Genomic DNA, 20870 nt, shown 5'->3' with positions numbered 1-20870 from the left:
CGCGATGACGACGGAAAGCCGTGGAACAGCAGGATGGTCGGCGCAGCGCGCGGGCCTGCCTGTCATTTATGTCACGCATGACCAGTCGGAAGCCATGGCTATGGCGAACCGGATCGGCGTCATATCCGGGGGCCGGCTTCTTCAGGTTGCCGACCCGGAAACCATCTACGCCGCACCATCCAATCACTTCGTCGCACGTTTCATCGGAGAGTGCTCCATCCTGCGCGTCGCTGAGACGGATGGGGGCAAGGGATACGAGATCGCCGGCGCGCGACAGTCGCTGCCGTCTCGCGCGAAGGAGCCTTTCGACATCGTGGTGAGGCCCGAGAATGTCTCCATCCGTGCTGCGAGTGAAGCAGCATCAGACGGCGCTTTCGGCGTTCACGCGATAGTCCGCGATGTCACCTATCTTGGTGCCGGCTGGCGCGTGGCGCTCGAACTTTCCGACGTGCAGTCTCTGCTCGCCAGCATCATGCGTGGAGATGACGTGACCGGACGCTTAGCGCCGGGGCTTCCTGTCGTCGCGCGATGGGCGCCGGCATCCGTCGCCGTTCTTCCGACTGAAGGATCGTCCTGAAGCGGGTCTAAGGGAGAGTAAACTCATGACGTCAAATAGGTGGGTCCGGTTAACAGAGGGCGCATCCACGCGGATAACCTGGACGAAGGCAACACATCCCCTCTCGCGGGAGACGTCTGACAATTGGTTTGCACAATCTATCGGCCGCGGGCGTTGTCCGAGCGTCGCCCGGCTTATAGGTTGGGTGACAATCTATTCCCAGCGGGAATGAAATCGTACAGGTCCAGCCAAGTTCGCTGCAGTAAGATCGGCATACGCCCCGATCTTTTAGATATTGGGGATTAGAAATTCCGGTCGGCATGCCGGAACTATCACGTGTTACACACCTGCAGGCTACGCAGGCGCCTGCCGTGTCTAGAAAACCTAAAGTCAGCGTGACAGTCAGAATCAACAACGGCGCCGTTCTCATGAGAGCCTCATGGAGAATGGAACTTCCCAATTTTTAGAAGATCATTAAATTAGCAAAGTTGCAAGTAACCGTCTGGATTTCTAATCTCTGAAACTGGAGCGCTACGAACGCACTGCCGGTATCGCGTTGACGCGCAAACCTGACTGAAAGCCGGTTCTCAGTGGAAATGGCGATACAGCTTTACGGAAATGCGGCGGCGCTCACGCGCCGCCCTTCTTGCGGAAGTCGTAGGGCTTGATGCCGAGCTTGGGGTGACACCTTTCGGGGCAACATCAGGTTGCGCTGCTTCATCCCCGTTGACCTGTGAGGTATCGTTTGCATGCGCTGGCATGTCGGCAGTTTTGGGGTTGGGATGCTCACCTTTGGAAATCTGCGCGAGGTATGTCTTTGCGGTTGCACGAGCCTCGCGTGTAGACATCGTCTCCGCGTCACCAATCCGTACTGAGATCGACGCAACGCGCTTGCCATCCTTCCGCAGGTCTCCTTGAACGGCGAATGTCTTGCTTCGCCTGCCGACGATGACATGGAACCCTTTTAGCTGGGTGTCGCGAGCGCGATATTGTCCCGAACTGGGTGCCTTAAGGTCGCTGGTCGACTTATCGTTGATGAGGATACGGATGTCGGCCATAGCGCGGTTCCTACAAGTCTAGTGGATGTCGGCTAGAAAATTCAGCCGGTTTTTCAGCCGGTTTTAGACTCGCATGGGATCAAGTGGTGTGTCCACGCCAAAATACGAGGTTTCTCCAAATAACTGAAATAAAAGATAAACTTACAATCATGGCGAATAATTGGATACGGTCGGCGTGCCACAAAAATAAACTACGAATCTGGGGGTCAGGAGTTCGAATCTCTTCGGGCGCGCCATTATTTCAAGGACTTAGCAGGACTTAGCAGGACGTCGCAGACTAAGGAGAAGAATTAGTCTGCGGAAACGCGAAGCCGTTCCTTGGCATCCGAGGCATCATCACCAAACGTCGAGGCGGTCGCATTCGAATCGCCACTTGATGAACAACCGCAATGCGCCGCATGTGGGACGTTGAGACCAGCTATATCGGTTCCTGAAAGCGGGCAGCCGGTGCGAACGGCAGCCGTTTAACCTGGAAAGATCGTGAAACCGCCATCGACGCGGATGACCTGCCCGTTTATGAAGCGCGCGCGCGGACCGGCGAGAAAGGCCACCGCCTCGGCGATCTCTTCCGGCTCCGCATACCGGTTCAGCGATTTCCTGCTCGAATCCATGCGCTCCGGATCGACCACGCGGGTCGCCTGGAACCGTGCCGTCTTGGTGGCGCCGGGGCTGACCGCATTGATGCGCACGCCGTCGTCGATCAGTTCCTTGGCGAGGCAGCGCGTGTAATGCACGACCGCGGCCTTCAACGTCGAGTAGACGACCTCGGGCGAGCAGCCGAGGTGTGCCGCCGCCGACGCGATGTTGATGACGGAGCCGCTGCCGCGCTGCTTCATCGGCGGCACGAAGGCCTGGCAGACCAGCATCGTGCCGATCAGATTGTTCTCGGTGAGCACGCGGATGTCCTCGAGTTCGATGTCGAGGGCGTTGTTCGGGTTCGGCTTGCCGCCCTTGGCGCCGATATCGCCGCCGGCGCAATTGACCAGCACATGCACGTCGCCGAGATCGGCCTCGATCTTGCGCTTCATCTCGGCCACTGCCTTCTGGTCGCCAATGTTGCCGGTCACCGACGTGACCTTCGTTCCATGCCGCTTCAGGCGCTCGACCACCTCGCCGAGATTGGCGAACTCGCCGTATTTGGCCGGTGCTGTTTCGTCCATGTCATGGACCGCGACATTGGCGCCGAGTTCCGCCAGGCGCTCGGCCATCACGCGACCGAGGCCACGGCCGGAGCCGGTTACGAAGGCGGTCAATCCATCGAGTTCACGTGTCGTCATCAGGTCTTCTCCACTTTCATCAAACCAGGTTGCGCATGTTGGCGGCGCTGCGCCGGATCATGTCGAGCTCATAGGAAACCAGGGAACCGTCGTCTTCGCGCTCCCAAGGGGTGCGGTAGTCGGCATCGTCGGGTAGCCGATTGCGCTGCGCGGCCCGCAGGCAGGCGGCAAATTCGCGCGCCGTCTTCGGCGGATAGCCGTGCCACCAGTCGTCGCGCAGAAAGCGGACATGCCGCGCCTCCAATGCACCCGGTTCGAGAACGGCGGTCATGCGATCGTGGTGTTCGGCAAGCATTGCAAACAGCTCGGCAAACGGCACGGCGCCATCGCCGATGGCACAACGGATCAGCCGGTAGCCTTCGGTCGTGAACTGCACGCGGTAGTCCTTGAGATGGACATGGCGGACATGCGGTGCGATCCGCCGTGTAAAATCGAGCGGCGCTTCGCCGACCGGGAATGTGTTGCCGGTGTCGAAGGTGATGCCGACGCCTTCGCCGCCGAGTGCGCAGAAATCGACCAGTTCCTGACTGGTGAAGTCCTGGTGGTTTTCGATCGCAAGGACATAGCCTTCGGCAATCGCGCGCGGACCCCATACCTTCAATCTCTCTCGAATGATGCCGGCGAACTCCGTCCATTTCTCGCCGGCAGCGTTGCGGTCGCCACATAGAACCGGCGTCAGCGCCGTTCGGATGGTTTTGACCCTCAGCAGGCGTGCGGCCCGAAATGCCTCGTCGAGCGGTTCGCCCACCAGAAGGCCGCCGCTGACGATCGGTATGATCCCAAGGCCGGCGAGCCGTTCGCGCAGCGCGATCACCGCGTCGTCGGAAAGCTCCGTCAGCCATGGCACCCAGATCTCCAGCACCCGAGCGCCGAGTTCGGTCGCGAGCGCGATGAACCCTTCCAGGCCTGCCGGCTCGGGATTGGCACGTGGCGTGCCGCGGGCCTGGAGGCCGAGATAGTAGGTCAGACCGTAGGGGTTTAGGCCGACCTGGAGCATGGAGCGATCCTTTGATTCGGGTTTTGCGGTCATCGCAGGCCGGCATCCACGGTGAGCGACTGCTTGGTGATCATGCGGCTGTCGTCGGCGGCCAGGAACAGCACCGCGCGCGCGATCTCCGCGCCGAGCAGAACCCGGCGGATCATCTGACGCTGCACGACCTGGTCGACCGACGCCTCCGTCTTGAACCAAAGCTGCCGTTGCCGGTCGGTGATGACGGCACCTGGCTCGATGGCGTTGACGCGGATGTTGTCGGGGCCAAACGCCCGCGCCAGTGCGAATGTCAACCCGACCACTGCAGCCTTGGCCGTCGCATAGGGCGCCATCTCCGCCGCGCCGAAACGCCAGGCGATCGAGGAAAAATTGACGATCGAACCAAAGCCCAACTCCTTCATGTGCGGATGCACGGCTTGGGCAGCGAAGAAGTGGTGCCTGAGGTTCACGTCCTGGGCGTGGTCCCAGTACTCCGGCGTCACGTCGGCGACTGGGTGGCGATTGTCGTCGGCGGCGTTGTTGACCAGCACCGCGACAGGTCCGAGGCGGTCGCGCACCGTGCCGATCGCAGCCTGGAGGGCGGGAATATCGGTCACGTCGCAGCGCATGAATAGTGGCGCGTGCGGTGCCGTGGCGGCGAGCTCCCGCGCGAGCTCCTCGCCGGCCTCCTGCTGCAGATCGAGAAACGCGACACGTGCGCCATTGGCGGCGAAGGCGCGGACCGTGTCGGCGCCGATGCCCGATGCGCCGCCGGTGATCAGCACGACACGGTCGGCCAGGCTCGGATAGGTGGCAAAGGACAAAGGCGGAACTCTTTTCAGATCAGGCGTTGGGTCGTCGGGTCGAACAAGCACGCGCGCGCCATGTCGATGCCGAGCGTCACCGTCTCGCCCATCCGTGGCGTGCCGTCGGGGTCGAAACGACCGGTGATCTCCTTGGCGCCCAGGCGCAGAACGGCCATGGTCTCCGCTCCTGTCGGTTCGACCAGTTCGACCACGGCGTCGATTTGCGCGATGCTTGGCTTGCGACGTTGAAGATCGGGATCAAACCGGTAGATGTGCTCCGGCCGGATGCCGAGCACGAGCTGTCGCGGCGTATCGGACGGAAGCGTCTGGACGATCGACAGGCTGGCCGTCCTGCCGTCGGCGGTCTGCAAGGCAACAGTGGGGCGACCGCCTTCTTCGCTCAGTTCGGCCGGCAGGAAGTTCATTGCCGGCGAACCCATGAAGCCAGCGACGAACATGTTGGCCGGACGGTTGTAGATCGTGGCCGGCTCATCGAATTGCTGGACCGAGCCCTGATGCATCACGGCGATGCGCGAGGCGAGCGTCATCGCCTCGACCTGATCGTGGGTGACGTAGACCGTCGTCTTGCCGACGCGGTGATGCAGCTTCTTGATTTCGGTACGCATGTCGACGCGCAGCTTGGCGTCGAGATTGGAGAGCGGCTCGTCGAACAGGAACAGTTTCGGATCACGCACCAGCGCCCGGCCCATCGCGACACGCTGGCGCTGGCCGCCCGAAAGCTGTCCGGGCTTGCGCCCAAGCAGCGGTTCGATCTGCAGGAAAGCTGCAACCCGCTTGACGGCCTCGTCCTGCTGCGGCTTCGGGACGCGGCGGCTTTCCATGCCGAAGGTGATGTTCTCGCGCACCGTCATCGTCGGGTAAAGCGCGTAGGACTGGAACACCATAGCGATGTCGCGGTCCTTCGGCGCGACCGAATTGACCAGCCGGCCGTCGATACGGATCTCGCCGGAAGTTACGGTTTCCAGCCCGGCGATCATCGCAAGCAGGGTGGACTTGCCGCAGCCGGACGGTCCGACCAGCGCGATGAACTCGCCGTTCTGCGCCTCGAGATCGATGCCCTTCAGCACCTCGACCGCGCCGTAGTTCTTGCGTAAGGACCGGATGGTCAATGTCGACATGCGATGCCCTTCTTCCGTGACGGGGCGATCGGCGACATGAGATCGGCTCCGCTCACTTGATCGCGCCTCACTTGATCGCGCCTTGGGTCAGGCCGCGGACGAAATACTTGCCGCCGAAGAGATAGATCAGCAGCGGCGGCAGCGCGCCGATCAGCACGGCGGCGCTCATGACATCGTAGGCGCGAACATTCGTGCCGCTTGCCGTCAGCGCGACGAGCGCGGCCGTGATCGGCTGTTGCTGCCCGGAGGTGAAGACGACACCGAACAGATATTCATTCCAGATGCCGGTGAACTGCCAGATCACCGTGACGATCAGAATCGGTGAGGAGAGCGGGAGAATGATCTTGCGGAAGATGCGCCAGAAGCCTGCGCCGTCGATGCGCGCCGCTTTGATTAGATCGTCGGGGATGCTGACGTAGTAGTTGCGGCAGAACAGGGTGGTGAATGAAATGCCCTGGATGACGTGAATGACGATGAGCCCGTAAATCGAATTGCTGAGGCCCAAATTGCCGAGGATGAACGCCCAGGGCATCAACGAAATCTGACCCGGAATGAAGACACCAAGCAACATACAGGTGAACAGTGCTTCCGAACCCTTGAAGCGCCATTTCGACAAGATGTAACCGTTCATCGCCCCGACCACCGTCGAGATGATCGTCGCCGGGATCGTCATTTTCAGGGAGTTGTAGAAGTTGCGCTGCATGCCCTCGCAGGTGCCGCCGATACAATAGGTGCTCCAGGCCTGGCCCCAGGCTTCGAGGCGGAAGCTGCGTGGCAGCGAGATCAGCCCGTTGCGCGCGATCTCTTGCTGATCGCGGAATGAATTCAGCACCACGACCAGCAACGGAACCAAGTAGATCGCCGCGAAGACAACCAGCAGCCCATAGATGACGAAGCGGGTGAGGAAATGCCTGCGCGTCGCGACTGTGGTAGCGCGATGATCGTGCGACGGGTCCAGCGCTGCTTCAACCATGACCGGCTTCCTTGCGCCGGCGCCAAACCACCCAGAACGAATAGGGCACCAGCACCACGGCAAGAGCGGCAAGCATCATGATGGCCGCCGCCGCACCCTCGCCGATCTGGCCGCGTTGGAACATCAGGTCATAGACGTAGATGGCGGGGAACGTGGTCGAGATCCCTGGACCCCCTTTCGTGAGGGCCGCCACGAGGTCGAAGGTCTTGATGGCGAACTGGATCTGGATGACGGCGACCGCCAGGAATATCGGTGCAATCGTTGGCAGAAGCACTTTGCGATAGATGCGGAAGGTCGATGCGCCGTCGATCTGCGCGGCCTTGACGAGGTCCGAATCCACTGAGCGGAGACCAGCCAGGAAGAGCGCCATGGCAAAGCCCGAAGACTGCCAGACACCAGTGATGATCACCGCGTAGATCGCATAGTGCCGGTCGCTGGCGAGGGCGAAACTGAAATTCGTCCAGCCCAATCCGCGCACCATCGCCTGGATACCGTCGGTCGGGTTGTAGAGCCAACTCCAGACCGTGCCGGTGACGATGAAGGAGACGGCCAGCGGATAGAGGAAGATTGTCCGCCAGACCGCTTCGCCGCGCACGCGCTGGTCGATCAGGATCGCCAGCAGCAGTCCCACGGCCATCGAGCCGACGATGTAGAAACCGCTGAAGAAAAAGAGGTTGTTGTAGGCGATGTTCCAGCGCCGGTTCGCCCAGAGTGACGCGTAGTTGTCCAGGCCGACGAAGCCGTAGGTCGGGAGCAGCGAGGAGTTCGAGAGCGAGATGTAGAGCGTCCAGCCGGTGAACACGAAGACGTAGACGAAGCTCGCCACAAGGGAGGGGCCGAGCACCAGCAAGGGGATCGCCGAGCCCAGCCGTTCCCGCCAGGGGCGGGCGGGCACCGGGACCGATAGGATCAAGTCGTGATTTGACATCTAGAGCGCGGGACTGGGATGGAGGATGGCCGGGTGCGGATAGCCATTGCGCCCGGCCATTCCTGTCTACTTCTGTGCTTCTGCCGCGTCGGCCATCGCGTTGGCGCCGTCCTGCGGTGACATGTCGGGCGTCGCCACGAACTCGGTAATGGAGTCCATGATCGCGCCGCGCATCTTCTGCGGGATGGTCATGTTGTGCGCCATCGAGCGGACCAGCGTGCCGTCCTTGATCGAAGCCTGCAAATCCTTCTGCGAGAGCTGCTGGCACGGATTGAAGCCCTTCGACAGATCGATATCCAGGCGTGCGGGGATCGAGCCCTTGGCCTGGTTGAAGACCGTCTGGAAGTCGGGCGACAGGATCAGGCTGGCAAGCAGCTTCTGGCCGTCGATGTAATCCTGGTCCTTCTGCTTGAAGAACACGACCGAGTCCGAGTTGAGGATGAAGCCGGGTTTGCCCCAATCGGTCGGCGCCTGGGCGCAGACATAGTCTGTGCCTTCCTTGAAGCCGGCGGCGGTCAGCAGGCCGATCGTCCAGTCGCCCATGATGTGGAACGCCGCGTCGCCCTTGCCGACGAGCGCCGACATCGAATCCCAGTCGCGGCCAACCATGCCCGGATCCATGTACTTGGTCGTCATCAGGCGCATCTGCTCGAAAGCCTTGACCATCCCCGGGCTACGCATGGATTCGATATCGCCTTCGACGAAGGCCTTGCGATAGAGATCGATGTCCTGGCCGTAGAGGACGACCTCGAACACCGTCGAATCCGTCCAGTCGGCGGTCGAATGCGAGATGCAGATCTTGCCTGACGCGACGATCTTGTCGCAGGCTGCATTGAACTCGGCCCAGGTCTTTGGCATTTCCGCCACGCCAGCGGCCTGCATGACCTTCGGCGAGGCCCAGAGCCAATTGATGCGGTGGATGTTCATGGGAGCTGCGACCCATTTGCCGGTCGGCTTCATCACCGGAAGCAATTCCGGAGCCACCACTTTCTCCCATCCTTCCGAGGCCGCCAACTCGTCGAGATCGGCGGTCATGCCGGTCTCGTTCCACTCGGCGATTTCCGGGCCTTTGAGCTGCACGGCAGGCGGCGCATTGCCGGCGATAACGTCGGCACGCAGCTTGGCCAGCGTATTGGCCGTGTGACCGGCGATCGACGTCTGTTCCCATTTGCCGCCTTTGGCGGTGAACATCTCGCCGAGCTTGGCGATCGCCTGGGCGTCCGATCCAGTCGCCCATTGGTGGAGCAGGTTCGTCTTGGGCTCGGCTAAGGCTGCCCCCGCGAAAAAGGTGCATGCGGTAGCGGCCGCGAGGGCGGTCATGACGGATTTCATTGTTTCACTCCCATATGGTGTTGCACGGTTCGTATCGACCGCTTATGGCCGCGGTTTGAAGCCGCCGCCGGCGAGATGCGTTAATCTCAGTTATTTCCAAGATGACATATTGGAGCTATCAGTCAACGATGTTTATGTTGATCCATGACAAAACCTTCGCTTAGAACCTGGCTGATCGGCAGACCGTCCGCGTCGCCGGAGAGCATGATCGTGCGGTGCTTGAGTGAGCGCGGCGTACTTTCCGCGTCGCAGATCACACGCGTCACCGGTCTGGCGCGCTCGACTGTCTCAACTGCGCTCAATGGCTTGAGAAAGTCAGGGATGGTGATCGAAGCTCCGACCAGCCGCGATGGGATCAGAGGTATCGGCAGGCCAGCTGCGGCCTTGACGCTCAATCCGACAGCAGGCACCTGCGTCGGAATTCACCTGGGTCTTCAGGAGATGCGGTTCATCGTCGCCGACGTCTCGCATTCCGTCATTGCCGAACAAACTATCCCCATGCCTCTGGACTACCAGCCGCAACAGGCGGCCCAGGTGGCCAAATCGGCAATTGCCCAATCTTACGAGGAGAACGGTCTGCCGGTGGCGGGGCTCCTGGGGGTTGGAGTTTCCGTCTCCGGCCCTGTCAGCCGTGACGGAGTGGTGCTGCGCGCGAGCATCGTTCCAACATGGGCCGGCGTCAACATACGAGATGTGTTCGGACCCGTCCTGGAGCGGCCGATCTTCGCCGACAACGAGAGCAACTGCTCGGCCATTGCGGAGCTGATGTGGGGTGCGGCCATCGGCCAGGACGATTTCGTGCTGTTCAAGATCGATCTGGGTGTCGGCGGGGCCATTGTCCAGCATGGCCGGCTGGTGACGGGCATCGCCGGCGGCGCCGGCGAATTCGGGCACATCAGCATCGATCCCAGCGGCGATCTTTGCCGGTGCGGCAATCGCGGATGCCTGGAGCTCTATGCGAGTTTTGCCCGGCCACTAGAACAGATTTCACGTATCGTGCGGCGGCAAGTCACCATGGACGATGTCATAACGATGGCCGAGGAGGGCGACGTTAGGGCGTTGCGGATGATCGAGGATACCGCCGAGATCGCCGGCCGGGGTCTCGGCTTGATCGGCTCGGTGCTCAATCCGCCGCTTATCATCATCGGCGGCCACATGGCTTTGGCAGGCGACATTCTGTTGACACCGCTGATCGCGTCCTATGAACGCCACACGCTCATCAAGTCCCGCGATATCGCTCCGGCCCTGCGCACGCGGATAACTATTGGCAAGCATACCGAGAACGATGCATTGCTGGGAGCGGTCGGCCTCGTGCTGAGACATCAGACGAAGGAACTGTCGCCCGGCTGATCGTACGAGTCAGTCACTTGTGCCAGGCCCCATTTACTGCGGCGGATCTACTGCTCCCGGCCCCAAACGCGATGTCCGAGTGGTGGCTTGGGTTTCGGATGCCGGCCCAAGCGAAAGCCTCTCCTCCGGCATGGGGCCGGCGTCGGAAAGCCTCCAGGGAAGGAAACCGCGGGACATCGCTCCGGCGATGTACCGCGGTTTGGTTCTCTGGAGCATCTTGGGCGCGGAATGGAAGCGAAAGCCGCTAGCCGCTCATCCAAGGCATCTCGATCGCCCCGAACGATACAACGATCCCGAGGGCTATTAGCGCAATGCCCAAAGCACCTTCGAAGCGTTGGCCACGCTGCATCAGCTTCTCGACGAATACGACCAGCGTCAAAAGCAGCATCCAGGCTACGCTCATGACGCCCGCTGCGACCAGCACGGCGAACAGTGCCCAGCAGCAGCCGAAGCAATACAACCCGTGGCGCAGCCCCATCTTGAGCGCGCCAACACGCCCGTCGCGCCAGTGCTGCGCAACGAAAGCAAGTGGCGAACGGCAATGCCTGAGGCAAATGTGCTTGAAGGTCGTGAATTGGTAGAGCCCGGCGACGCCAAGCGTGGCACCGAGCGCGAGCGGCGCCCATTTCGAACGCCGAGGCGGATCGAGGTTCGTTGCAAAGTCGCTACCGAGCTGGACCAGGACATATACGACAAGGCCCGCCGCCGCCCAGATGAGCAGATAGCCCGCGACGAAGATCCATGTCGGGACGGCCACGTGTTGTTCGCGCCTCGTCTGCGCCGCCGCGAACATAAAGATCATGGGCGCAGCAGCAGGCAGCATCATAGCCGCCATCATCACAGTCCATGCAGTGAGAAAGGTGGCGACGCCGGCGGGTGACCAGCCGTCGGCCGCAATTCCGGCCATCGCCATGCCAGCCATGCCTTCCATACCCTCCAACCCGCCGCGCACGGCAATGCCCATGGGCATATCCATGCTGACGGTCTGATAGAGGGTGAGAGCCCACGCCGCTGCTGTCAGCACGACGAGCGATGCGAGAAGGCCGAGCGGCACGCCACGCAAATTCCGGAGCCGCCACGTTTTCCTGGGGAACGCGGCAGGCATCGGCACGCCCTAGTTCGGGCCGGTCCAGTCGAATGGAATGTGCTTGCTCGAACGGGCAGTGCCCGTCCAATCTAATCCGAAGCCCTTGGTGCTCACCTCGACAGAACGCCCCCAGGTGGCAACCTGGCCCGGGCCGACCTCCGAGCCCGGCGGATTGATTGTCTGCACCCGCTTGCCGGGCGGTGTTGTGGGACCGGAAAGCGCTTCCGCGCGGCCGACGACGAGGCCAGGTATCTCGACTCGCCATGTGGCCAGGTCGCCCGCCACCTCGAAAGTGATTGGCACGAACTCCATGCCACGCATCTCGCCGATATTGGCGGCAAAGCCCGCCGGCCAGCCGCCGGCGTGGCCCCCGAAGATCGCCTGCAGGGCTTCGCGCTGCGACTCGTTCGCCTTCTCGTCGAGGTACATGCCCATCACGGCCTTTGCCTCGCCGGCCCATAGATTGCCTTCGAACTCGCCGAGCGCCACCAGCGTCAGGCTGTCGAGCTTCACGTCGCCATACTGACCCTCGCGCACATGCCAGGCGAGTACGCCCTGGCAGTGATTGCCGGTCGGCCGCTGGGCGAACTCGCAAGGGCAAGGGATGTCGCAGCTGCAGATGTCGAACCAGTCGCCCGCGAGCCGCCATTGAGGCACTGCATTCATGGCTTTTCCTCCCCGAAATCTGGGGCCATTTATACGCCGAAGACTGGGCGCACTCCAGTAGTTCGTGCGTCGCTCGCTGATTTCCCCGCTGAATCCCATTGCCGTCATTCCGCATGCGCGCTGGCTTGGCCGCTCCTGGGGCAAGCACGGCCTCTATGACGGCAGAGTGCTGGCTGGACCGCAAAAAGCCGATGCGGAGCTCTCGACTTCCAGAGGCCCATCAAAGGCCTTCGTCTCATAACATATTGATATTAAGTGATAATTTTTGCGCGCCACCATCAAACCACAGCCATCCGAAAACTGCCTATTCCGCGGGCGTCCATGAGAGCCTCCAGCATGTTCAAGCTTCCGTCAGCCTGGAGGACAGGAATTCTATGAAGCGCTGGGTCTTGGCTGGAATAAAGCGAGTTTCGGTGACGGCATAAATGCTGACCGACGACCCTTGCCATTCGGGCAGGATGCGTCGGAGCCGGCCAGAGGCCAAGTCTTCGGCGACGATCCTCGGCCCTGTGCGCCAGTCGCTCGATCCGTAAAGCCTCATAACGCGCTTGTGTAGAGATGCCGTGCCTGGCTCCAATCGGATCAGAGGATCGTGTACTGTGATGAGAGGTCGGACCGAGGATCAACGGACATGGACGAAGAGGGCTTGGCCGAGATCTCAGCTCGATATGTTCGCTTCGCCGATACGGAAGCTCGCGGCCGCTCGCCGCTCTACGAGGCGTTGGCTCGTGCGGTCGCCGAGGACCGGGAGACGCTCGATTTCCTGTCGACCCTCCCGGACCTAAAGCGGCAACCGAACCTTCTGCTTGCCGCGGTGCGTCACCTGTTCGGCACGCCGACAGGGTGGACCGAATTTCGCCAGGCGCTCCTAGCGAATCTCCACGCTGTCCGTTCTCTCATGCTGGAGCGCTCGACCCAGACCAATGAGCCGGGAAGGTGCGCCACGCTGCTCCCCGTCCTGGCGCGTTTGCCGCAGCCGCTGGCCCTCGTCGAGGTCGGGACTTCCGCAGGGCTCTGCCTCATGCCCGACCTCTATGGCTATGACTACGGACGCAAGGCGATCCGCGCACCCGCGATGGCCTTGGAGCCACCTGTCTTCCGATGCTTGGCCAACGAGACGGCGCCATTGCCGGCGGCCTTGCCGCAAGTCGTTTGGCGAGCGGGATTGGACCTGAACCCGATCGATGCTTCGGACGATACGCAAGTCGCATGGCTTGAGACACTGGTCTGGCCGGAACAGACAGCGCGCCTCGCCAATCTGCGGGCGGCGCTAAAGATCGCTGCCACAGTCAGGCCTCGGGTGGTGAAGGGCGACCTGCGCGGGAGCGACCTCGTGCAGCTCTGCAGCGAGGCGCCAAAGGACGCTACGCTCGTCATCTTCCACACAGCCGTCCTCGACTATGTCTCCGACCCTGGTGACAGAGAAGCTTTCGCCGAGCAGGCGATGCATCTTTCTCCTTATTGGGTATCGAACGAGTTCCCACGCGTGTTCCCGTCCATCGCCGCCGGAACAAGCTGGCCTCCCGGCCGTTTTCTCCTATCTGTGAACGGCTCCCCTGTAGCCTGGACCGACCCGCATGGCGCCTCGCTCGAATGGATCGCGGACGAGGGCGGTTGACCGAGACCGGCTGCTCCAAGCGGCCGGCCGCGGCGAAAATCATGTGTGCAATCGTCGTGGAGTTGGCGAGCGCTGGACATTCTCGGATAGCCACGCCCGGTGGCGATGTCGGAGTGCGCCAGCGAAGACGCAGTTCTCAGTCTCATCCACGCTGGGCGCCAAATCTTCGCGTTTCTACGCCACACGCACCTCGGCGCTGTCGATAGGCGCTCTGTTCAGGCTGGTCCCAAGCCAGACAGCTCCCAACGTGTTGTCGCCGACATTCAGACCGTCTTCCTCGTCGCCAGTCGGCGGTCGAGCCAAACAAGAGCCTCTCCGGCGATGACGAAACCCGTCGCGATCAGGCTGGCGTCGGTCAGCGTGCGCGGCAGGCCGACTTCGGTGACGTCGATGAAGGGATAAGGGTAATGCCCCTCGATCGAGCCCCGCGCCAAGGCGTAAAGGAAATAGCCGAGCGGGTAGAGCGCCCAGAGCAAGGGGTCGCGCCACTTGAGAGCCCCTTTGCGGACAAAGGTGAGCCAGAAGATGGTGGTCAAGAGCGGCGTGATCTGATGGAGCAGGAAGCTGGCGAGCGCCGAGCCGGCGGTCAGCTCCCGCAACCCGCGCAGCAGAAGCGCATAGACGATCCCGACGAGGAGGATGCTAAGAAGCGTCCCACCGAGGAGCCAAGGCGACTTGAAGGATGGCGCCCCTAGGGCGACGCCAGTAAACACGGCCGCGACCAAGAGATTTGTCGTGATCGTGAAGTAGCCGAGCATCGTCCAGAGTGCTAGCGGCCATGACGCCGGCCCGCTGGCGAGGGCGTTGAAGTGGATAGCGATTCCCGCCCACCCAACCAAGGCAATCAGCCCGGCGAGCGCCCTTGCCCAGCCGCCTTCGCTTCGCTGTCCGATCTCGTCCATGGCCGCACCTAGTCGGGGCGTATGCGCCATCGCCTCGTTCTTCTGCGCCTTGCAGCAGTTGATTGTAGACTGGCCCCAGAATATTGAAAAGTCGCGTCAGGGCATGGCGGAGAGGCGAGCGGAGAGCTGGGTGGTTGACTACCTTCTTCTTGCCGGATCGGGCTTCGTTGCCTGGATCGTGTCGACGCTCGGCGGTGGAGGCGGAGCGATGCTGCTTGTGCCGCTCGTCGGGTTCATTGCCGGAGCGCAGGCGGTGGCCCCTGTCACAACGCTTGCTACGATCGTCGCAGGCGCCGGCCGGGCGTTCGTATTCTGGGAAAATATCGACTGGTCGGTGGCCAAGTGGGGTCTCCCGGGTGCTGTCCTCGGCGGGTTCCTCGGGGCGGCTCTGTTCTCGCGCGCGCCCGCGGAATGGCTCCAGATCGTCGTCGGCCTCTTCCTCGTTTCGACAGTCGTTCAATATCGCTTCGGCCGAAAGGAGAAGACGTTTGAGGTTGCGAAATGGTGGTTCTTTCCCGCCGAACTCGTCACAGGATTTCTCGACGGGCTGATCGGAGCCGTGGGACCCGTGATGAACTCGCTCTATCTGAATGCAGGTGTCACGAAGGAGCGCATGGTCGGCACCAAAACGGCGGTCTCGCTGCCGGCGCATCTCGTAAAGATCGGGACCTATACCACGCTGGGCGCCATGGGCGGACAGCTCTGGCTGTTCGGGCTCGCTGCGGGAGTTGGCGCGCTGACGTCCAACTGGCTGGCGAAACGGCTGCTGAAGGATATGCCGGAGCTGCGGTTTCGAGCCATTATCGTGGGCTTCATGGCGCTCAGCGGGATCACGATGATCTGGCAGCAGCGCGAGACGATTGCAGCCTTGTTCTGAAGGCCGTCGCGGTATGTTGCAGAGAAAATCTTCGCAGCGCCGTCGCTCAGGTGCATGGCGATGGCGTCACAGCACGCATACGATGACCCTGCTATCTGTCAGTATTATATCGACTATTACTTCCTACGGCTATGTCGATAGCCAGGCCGCGAAGCCTTCGTAGCGATACTTTTCTTCCGCGCTCGGTCGTGATAGCATTCAGCTCTCTACCCTTACTTACTTACGATCAAAAGATCTTCGTTCTGAGGGTGCGCCAGCCGCGGGGCGGGCGACCGCTTATGCTTTGGGGGGCAGCGGAATGGCCGGAGAGTTTCAGGTTGCGGGCAAGAATGCGGCGGCGCCGTTCGCGCTGAAGGTACATCGCGGCGACGGCATGGCGCTACTGGCGATGAACTGGCGCAACGGACAGCCCCCGCGAGACTTTGTCGGCTTCGCCATCGAGTACCGCGTGCCGGACGGGACGCGGTTCTTTGCAGTGCCTAACCGGATCGCCTTTCCGGGACCGGACGGTGCGGTCAATCCCAACAAACTGTCATCGCGGCTGTCGCCGATCCAGAAGTTTCGCTGGGTGCATTTCCCGTTCAATGCCGAGATCCCCGGCGACTACACCTACATGGTGACGCCGGTGTTCATGGACGAGGACGGGCAGTTGAGCTATGGCGAGCCGCAGACTGCGGATATCGAGCTCCGGCGCGAGACCTATCCGGGCGCGCTCAACGTGGCGTTCACGCGGGGCTTCGTATCGTCACAGGCCTTCGTCGACCGCTGGGAGCGGTTTGGGCCGATCTCGACTCTCTTACCAGAAGATGCCGATGACGGGCTGACGTTTACTCCGACCCACCCGAAGACGGAACAGGCGTTAAGTTGGATGGGGTTCGAGGATCGGCATGCTATCTACGAGACGCTGGATGAGGCGATCGGCGATGCGAGCGCCAAGGTCTGCGTGGTGGCCTATGACCTCAGCGAGAAGGGGTTCGTCGACCGGCTGCGGCAGCTGGGACCGCGACTCAAGATCATTATCGACGACGAAGGCAAGCACGGTGCGGCGCATTCGGGCGAGACGCAGTCGGCGGACATTCTCATCGCCTCGGCTGGCGCCGCCAACGTCAAGCGCCAGAGCATGGGCAAGCTGCAGCACAACAAGATGATCGTGGTCGATGGCAACCAGGTGAAGAAGGCGATCGGCGGCTCGACCAATTTCAGCTGGCGCGGCTTTTACGTGCAGTCGAACAACGCGATGATCTTCACCGGCGCCGCGCCGGTGCAGGTGTTTCGCGAGGCATTCGAGGATTTCTGGACCGAAACCGGATTCGCCACCAGCCGATCGGCAAGCTGGCGCGACCTGGGGATCGCCGGTGTGGACGTCAAGGCGACGTTTTCGCCGCATGCAGCAGCCAACGCGCAACTCGACAAGATCGCCGACGATATCGACGCGACGAAATCGAGCCTGCTGTTCTCGCTGGCGTTCCTGTGGCAGACGCCGGGGGCAATCCGCGATGCGGTGGCACGGGTGCGGGACAACGACGCGCGCTTCGTCTACGGCATCTCGGACAAGAAGGTCGGCGGGCTTGATGTGCAGAAGCCGGACGGTAATCCACCGGCGGTGTTTCCCACCGCGCTGCTGAAGGGCAAAACCCCGGCGCCGTTCAAGGCCGAGCCCGTGGGCGGTAGCGGCAACCGCATGCACCACAAATTCGTGGTGATCGACTTCGACAAGCCCAGCGCACGTGTCTATCTTGGCTCCTACAACTTCTCCAAGGCGGCCGACGTTACGAATGGCGAGAACCTGATCCTCGCCCGGGACCGACGGATTGCCGTGTCCTACATGGTGGAGGCGCTGCGGACGTTCGACCACTACCACTTCCGCATAGCACTGCAGGAAGCCAAGATCGCCGGCACCAAGCTGCAGTTGAAGCTGCCGCCGGCGGCCGGGCAGGATGCGTGGTGGCTCAGGGACTATACCGACGTGCGGCGGATCAAGGACCGCGAGATGTTCTCGTAAGCGAGAAACGGCAGTCCCTAGCGGCGATCCGCACCGCTTCGTCCTCGCGCCTCAGCTTCCCTGGTTTGGTCCTTCTTTATTTCATGCGTCGATGCCCTTCGATCACCCTTGCCCACAATGGCGATCGATACCCAGTTCGCATCGCCTGAAAGGTCGGCTCACTCAAATCCAAAAGGTTGCGCATCGCTTGGGTAGTGGGATTGCTGCCTGATCCAGACCGAGTAGATGTAGCGAGCGCGTCTGTCCGCACCCGCGCGACAGGCGGAAGTCAGTGGAGCTAGATTTGACTATGCCCCCTAACAACATCAAGCGTGCGCTGATCACCGGGGCGGGTGCGGCCGACGGCATCGGCTTTGCCATTGCCCGGCAGCTCGGCCGTGCCGGCCATACCGTCTTCCTCACGGGTGCCAGCGCGCGTGTGCTCGATCGCGCCGTTGAACTTCGTGGCGAAGGCATCGATGCCTCTGCCGCTATCGCCGATCTCACCATCGCCGCTGACGTCGAGCGGCTGCGGGCTGATGTCGGTGCGGTCGATATATTGGTCAACAATGCCGGCATGGGCTCACTGGCATCGCCATCGGCCGACAAGGCATTTCTCGCCATGACCGAGGCCGACTGGGATCAAGGGATCGACGTCAGCCTGAAGACCGCGTTTCTGGTCACCCGTGCGTTCCTGCCGGCGATGGTCGAAGCGGGCTATGGGCGCATCGTCAATGTGGCGTCGGTCACCGGGCCGTTGGTGTCTTTCGAGGGCACATCAGCCTATTCCGCCGCCAAGGCCGGCATGGTCGGCCTGACGCGTACTCTGGCGCTGGAAGTGGCGAAAAGCGGCATCACTGTCAACGCCGTGGCGCCCGGCTGGATCGAAACGGGCTCGTCGAGCGAGATGGAGCGGATGGCGGCCCTGCATACGCCGCCGGCACGGGCCGGGCGGCCGGACGAGGTGGCCGCCACAGTGGTGTTCCTGGCCTCGGAAGGCGCCAGCTATGTAAACGGCGCCCTGCTGGTGGTCGATGGCGGCAACAGCCTTCAAGAGCGCAAGGGCTAAGGGCTCCGAGGCGCATCGCCGGAACGATCGATGGTTCACAATCGGAACAGCGGGTCCGGCTCGCACTACATCGTGCGCCAGCGCGGCTTCTATCGTCACCGTCGACTGCTCGATCTCGCTTGACCTTCCAGCTACCGGAACCCTTAGGGTTGCGCGAGGTCCTCCAGCGGGGCTTTCATCTAGAGCAAGGAGCGGAGAAATGCATCGACGCGGATTTCTGGCGGCAGGCCTGGCGACGGTTCTGGCGAGCCCGCGCGCGCTGGCGCAGACGAAGATGGATGACATGTCGATGCCCGGCATGGGCGGCGGCCATGCCGGGCACGACATGGCCGCCATGGCGCAAGACGCGGTCATCCTGCCCGAAGGCCAGGCGTTGCGCGACCTGCCGGTGCTTGCCAACGAAGCCGACAGACCGGGGCTGTTCAAGGCGAGGCTGACGGCTGAACGGGCCATTGCGAGGTTCGCCGAGGGGCGCGACACGCCGATCCTCGCCTATAACGGCATGAGCCCGGGACCGCTGATCGAGGCCTTCGAAGGCGACCGCGTCGAGATCACGTTTGCCAACCGCATCGATAGCGAGGCGAGCACCATCCACTGGCACGGCATGCCGGTGCCCGCCGACCAGGACGGCAATCCCATGGATCCGGTTGCGGCGGGCACCGAGCGCGTTTACGCCTTCGAGTTGCCGGAAGGCTCCGCAGGCTCCTATTGGTATCACCCGCACCCGCACGGCAAGACGGCAGAGCAGGTCTATCGAGGTCTTGCCGGCGCCTTCGTCGTCAAGGCCAAGACCGATCCCATCCCGGCCGAATATGGCGACACGGTGCTGGTGTTCACCGACCTCAGACTTGCCGCAGATGGCTCGATACCGAGCAACAGCATGAGCGATCTGATGAACGGCCGTGTTGGCGACCACGTGCTGGTCAACGGCCAGAAGAATCCAAGGCTCTCGCTGGCAAAAGGGGCCAGGCGACGCCTGCGCCTCTACAATGCCACCAATGCGCGTTTCCTGAAGCTTGCCTTCGACGGCGCCACGATGACCATCATCGGGACGGATGGCGGGCTGCTCGCGGCGCCGGTGGCGGCGGACGAGATCCTGCTCAGCCCGGGCGAGCGCATCGAGCTGGTCGCATTCTTCGACAGGCCCGGCCCCATCACCCTGTATACGCTCGGCTACGACCGTGGCTGGATGGGTCCCGACCGCCCGGCCGATGCGGGGCTGACGCTGCTGACGGTCGATGTCTCGGAGAGCGAAGCCGAGGCGGAGCCGCAGCTGCCGGCGCGGCTGCGGCCGATCACACAACTCGCCGCCCCTGTCCTCAGCCGGCGGCTCGTCTTGACGGAAACCATGGCGATGAACCCCACCGGCATGGAGATGGGCTTCCTGATCAACGGCAAGGCCTTCGACATGGGACGCGTCGACTTCGTCGCCAGGGCGGGCGAGATCGAGCTGTGGGAGATCGTCAACCAGGCTGACATGGACCATCCCTTCCATGTCCACGGCACTCAATTCCAGGTCATCGAGCACGAGCGCGACGGCGCGGTGTCCAAGCCGCCCTATCTCGCATGGAAGGATACGGTGAACGTCGCTCGCGGCGAGACGGTGCGGCTCCTGCTGCGCCAGGATAGGCCAGGGCAGCGCATGTATCACTGCCACATCCTCGAGCATGAGCAGCTCGGCATGATGGGCGTGCTCGATGTCATGTCATGAAGGCCGGCATCGGGGTGGCGATGCTGGTGCTGGCCGGTTCGCTGAGCCTCTCATCACCGCAGGCCGTCGCCTCCGGTGATGAGATCGTGGCCGCACGCCAGGCCTCGATGAAGGCGATGGCGGCGGCGGCGAAAACCATCGCCGAGATGTTCGGCGGCAAGCGCGCCTACGATGCCACCGGCTTCAAGGCGGCGGCCGAGGTGCTCAGCGCCCGTACCGGCCCCGCCCTGATCGCCGAATTCCCGGCGGGCACGCTGGGCGCGCCATCGGGCGCCAAAGCGGAAATCGACCAGGCGCGGCCGGAATTCGAGGCGCTCGCCAGCCATATTGGCGGGCTTGCCGACACATTGGCAGCCAAGGCCGAAACCGCGCCTGCCCAGATCACGGGCGATATGCGCATGGGCGCGATGACGTCAATGGGCGGAGGCAGTCTGCTCGGCCACCGGCTAAAGGCAACGCAAGCGGATCCGGCCAAATTGCCGGCGGAGCATCTTCTGCATCTTATTCTCCAGGATTGCTCAAGCTGCCACTCCAAGTTTCGGCAAAAGGTGAAGTGAGAACCGGCGAACG

19 protein-coding genes and 1 pseudogene are annotated in these 20870 nt (G+C 62.4%); 8 read left to right on the top strand and 12 right to left on the bottom strand.

What is annotated here, in order from left to right:
• The first annotated feature begins 4 nt into the window (after positions 1–4).
• Positions 5–577 (top strand): TOBE domain-containing protein, encoded by a 573-nt coding sequence (locus ACSQ3L_RS03380; RefSeq protein ID WP_436158650.1) that lies wholly within the window; start codon positions 5–7, stop codon positions 575–577.
• 566 nt (positions 578–1143) lie between these two features.
• On the opposite strand, the gene ACSQ3L_RS03375 is transcribed toward ACSQ3L_RS03380, so the two are convergent.
• From ACSQ3L_RS03375 to ACSQ3L_RS03340, 8 genes are all read right to left on the bottom strand, one after another.
• Positions 1144–1614: an integrase arm-type DNA-binding domain-containing protein gene (locus ACSQ3L_RS03375; RefSeq protein ID WP_436158649.1), complete on the bottom strand. Its 471-nt coding sequence runs from the start codon at positions 1612–1614 to the stop codon at positions 1144–1146.
• Between the two features lie 464 nt (positions 1615–2078).
• Complete coding sequence (locus ACSQ3L_RS03370; protein ID WP_436158648.1) at positions 2079–2891, bottom strand: SDR family NAD(P)-dependent oxidoreductase; 813 nt, start codon at positions 2889–2891, stop codon at positions 2079–2081.
• A gap of 19 nt (positions 2892–2910) precedes the next feature.
• Positions 2911–3888 carry a sugar phosphate isomerase/epimerase family protein gene (locus ACSQ3L_RS03365; protein WP_436158647.1) on the bottom strand — a complete coding sequence of 326 codons (978 nt, stop codon included), beginning with the start codon at positions 3886–3888 and terminating at the stop codon, positions 2911–2913.
• 29 nt (positions 3889–3917) lie between these two features.
• The gene (locus ACSQ3L_RS03360; RefSeq protein WP_436158646.1) at positions 3918–4685 is read right to left on the bottom strand and encodes an SDR family NAD(P)-dependent oxidoreductase; all 768 of its coding nucleotides are present in this window, start codon (positions 4683–4685) and stop codon (positions 3918–3920) included.
• A gap of 14 nt (positions 4686–4699) precedes the next feature.
• Positions 4700–5806, bottom strand: coding sequence for an ABC transporter ATP-binding protein (locus ACSQ3L_RS03355; RefSeq protein WP_436158645.1), 1107 nt, complete (start codon positions 5804–5806; stop codon positions 4700–4702).
• A gap of 67 nt (positions 5807–5873) precedes the next feature.
• Complete coding sequence (locus ACSQ3L_RS03350; RefSeq protein WP_436158644.1) at positions 5874–6779, bottom strand: carbohydrate ABC transporter permease; 906 nt, start codon at positions 6777–6779, stop codon at positions 5874–5876.
• Complete coding sequence (locus ACSQ3L_RS03345) at positions 6772–7707, bottom strand: carbohydrate ABC transporter permease (RefSeq protein WP_436158643.1); 936 nt, start codon at positions 7705–7707, stop codon at positions 6772–6774. The genes ACSQ3L_RS03350 and ACSQ3L_RS03345 overlap by 8 nt, the downstream gene beginning before the upstream one ends.
• A gap of 66 nt (positions 7708–7773) precedes the next feature.
• Entirely contained in the window at positions 7774–9039 is a 1266-nt protein-coding gene (locus ACSQ3L_RS03340) for an ABC transporter substrate-binding protein (RefSeq protein ID WP_436158642.1), read from the bottom strand.
• A gap of 144 nt (positions 9040–9183) precedes the next feature.
• On the opposite strand from ACSQ3L_RS03340, the gene ACSQ3L_RS03335 reads away from it, so the two are divergent.
• Entirely contained in the window at positions 9184–10389 is a 1206-nt protein-coding gene (locus ACSQ3L_RS03335) for an ROK family transcriptional regulator (RefSeq protein ID WP_436158641.1), read from the top strand.
• A 244-nt stretch (positions 10390–10633) separates the two neighbouring features.
• Here ACSQ3L_RS03335 and ACSQ3L_RS03330 read toward each other — a convergent pair whose 3' ends face one another.
• The 3 genes and pseudogenes from ACSQ3L_RS03330 to ACSQ3L_RS03320 all read right to left on the bottom strand — a co-directional run.
• Entirely contained in the window at positions 10634–11494 is an 861-nt protein-coding gene (locus ACSQ3L_RS03330; protein WP_436158640.1) for a DUF2182 domain-containing protein, read from the bottom strand.
• Positions 11495–11503: 9 nt separating this feature from the next.
• A complete protein-coding gene (locus tag ACSQ3L_RS03325; protein WP_436158639.1) occupies positions 11504–12142 on the bottom strand; it encodes a DUF1326 domain-containing protein in 639 nt (212 codons plus the stop codon).
• Positions 12143–12482: 340 nt separating this feature from the next.
• Positions 12483–12644 (bottom strand): annotated as a pseudogene (locus tag ACSQ3L_RS03320) (LysR family transcriptional regulator); the annotation flags it as partial.
• Positions 12645–12773: 129 nt separating this feature from the next.
• Here ACSQ3L_RS03320 and ACSQ3L_RS03315 point away from each other — a divergent pair.
• A complete protein-coding gene (locus ACSQ3L_RS03315) occupies positions 12774–13760 on the top strand; it encodes a DUF2332 domain-containing protein (RefSeq protein ID WP_436158638.1) in 987 nt (328 codons plus the stop codon).
• 263 nt (positions 13761–14023) lie between these two features.
• Here ACSQ3L_RS03315 and ACSQ3L_RS03310 read toward each other — a convergent pair whose 3' ends face one another.
• Complete coding sequence (locus tag ACSQ3L_RS03310) at positions 14024–14662, bottom strand: Pr6Pr family membrane protein (protein WP_436158637.1); 639 nt, start codon at positions 14660–14662, stop codon at positions 14024–14026.
• On the opposite strand from ACSQ3L_RS03310, the gene ACSQ3L_RS03305 reads away from it, so the two are divergent.
• The 5 genes from ACSQ3L_RS03305 (at position 14661) to ACSQ3L_RS03285 (ending at position 20857) form a co-directional block, all read left to right on the top strand.
• Entirely contained in the window at positions 14661–15539 is an 879-nt protein-coding gene (locus tag ACSQ3L_RS03305; RefSeq protein WP_436158636.1) for a sulfite exporter TauE/SafE family protein, read from the top strand. The two genes, ACSQ3L_RS03310 and ACSQ3L_RS03305, sit on opposite strands and share 2 nt — an antisense overlap.
• 298 nt (positions 15540–15837) lie before the next feature.
• Positions 15838–17541 carry a phospholipase D-like domain-containing protein gene (locus ACSQ3L_RS03300; RefSeq protein WP_436158635.1) on the top strand — a complete coding sequence of 568 codons (1704 nt, stop codon included), beginning with the start codon at positions 15838–15840 and terminating at the stop codon, positions 17539–17541.
• A gap of 289 nt (positions 17542–17830) precedes the next feature.
• Positions 17831–18589, top strand: a complete 759-nt coding sequence (locus ACSQ3L_RS03295) for an SDR family NAD(P)-dependent oxidoreductase (RefSeq protein ID WP_436163375.1) — start codon at positions 17831–17833, stop codon at positions 18587–18589.
• 199 nt (positions 18590–18788) lie between these two features.
• Positions 18789–20300: a multicopper oxidase family protein gene (locus tag ACSQ3L_RS03290; protein ID WP_436158634.1), complete on the top strand. Its 1512-nt coding sequence runs from the start codon at positions 18789–18791 to the stop codon at positions 20298–20300.
• Positions 20297–20857: a cytochrome c gene (locus tag ACSQ3L_RS03285; RefSeq protein WP_436158633.1), complete on the top strand. Its 561-nt coding sequence runs from the start codon at positions 20297–20299 to the stop codon at positions 20855–20857. The genes ACSQ3L_RS03290 and ACSQ3L_RS03285 overlap by 4 nt, the downstream gene beginning before the upstream one ends.
• Positions 20858–20870: the final 13 nt, after the last annotated feature.

The sequence above is a fragment of the Mesorhizobium sp. LjRoot246 genome (assembly GCF_964254115.1).
GTDB lineage: Bacteria > Pseudomonadota > Alphaproteobacteria > Rhizobiales > Rhizobiaceae > Mesorhizobium.
Note: the sequence above shows the minus strand (reverse complement) of the source record. Positions and strands in the feature narration are given on the sequence as shown.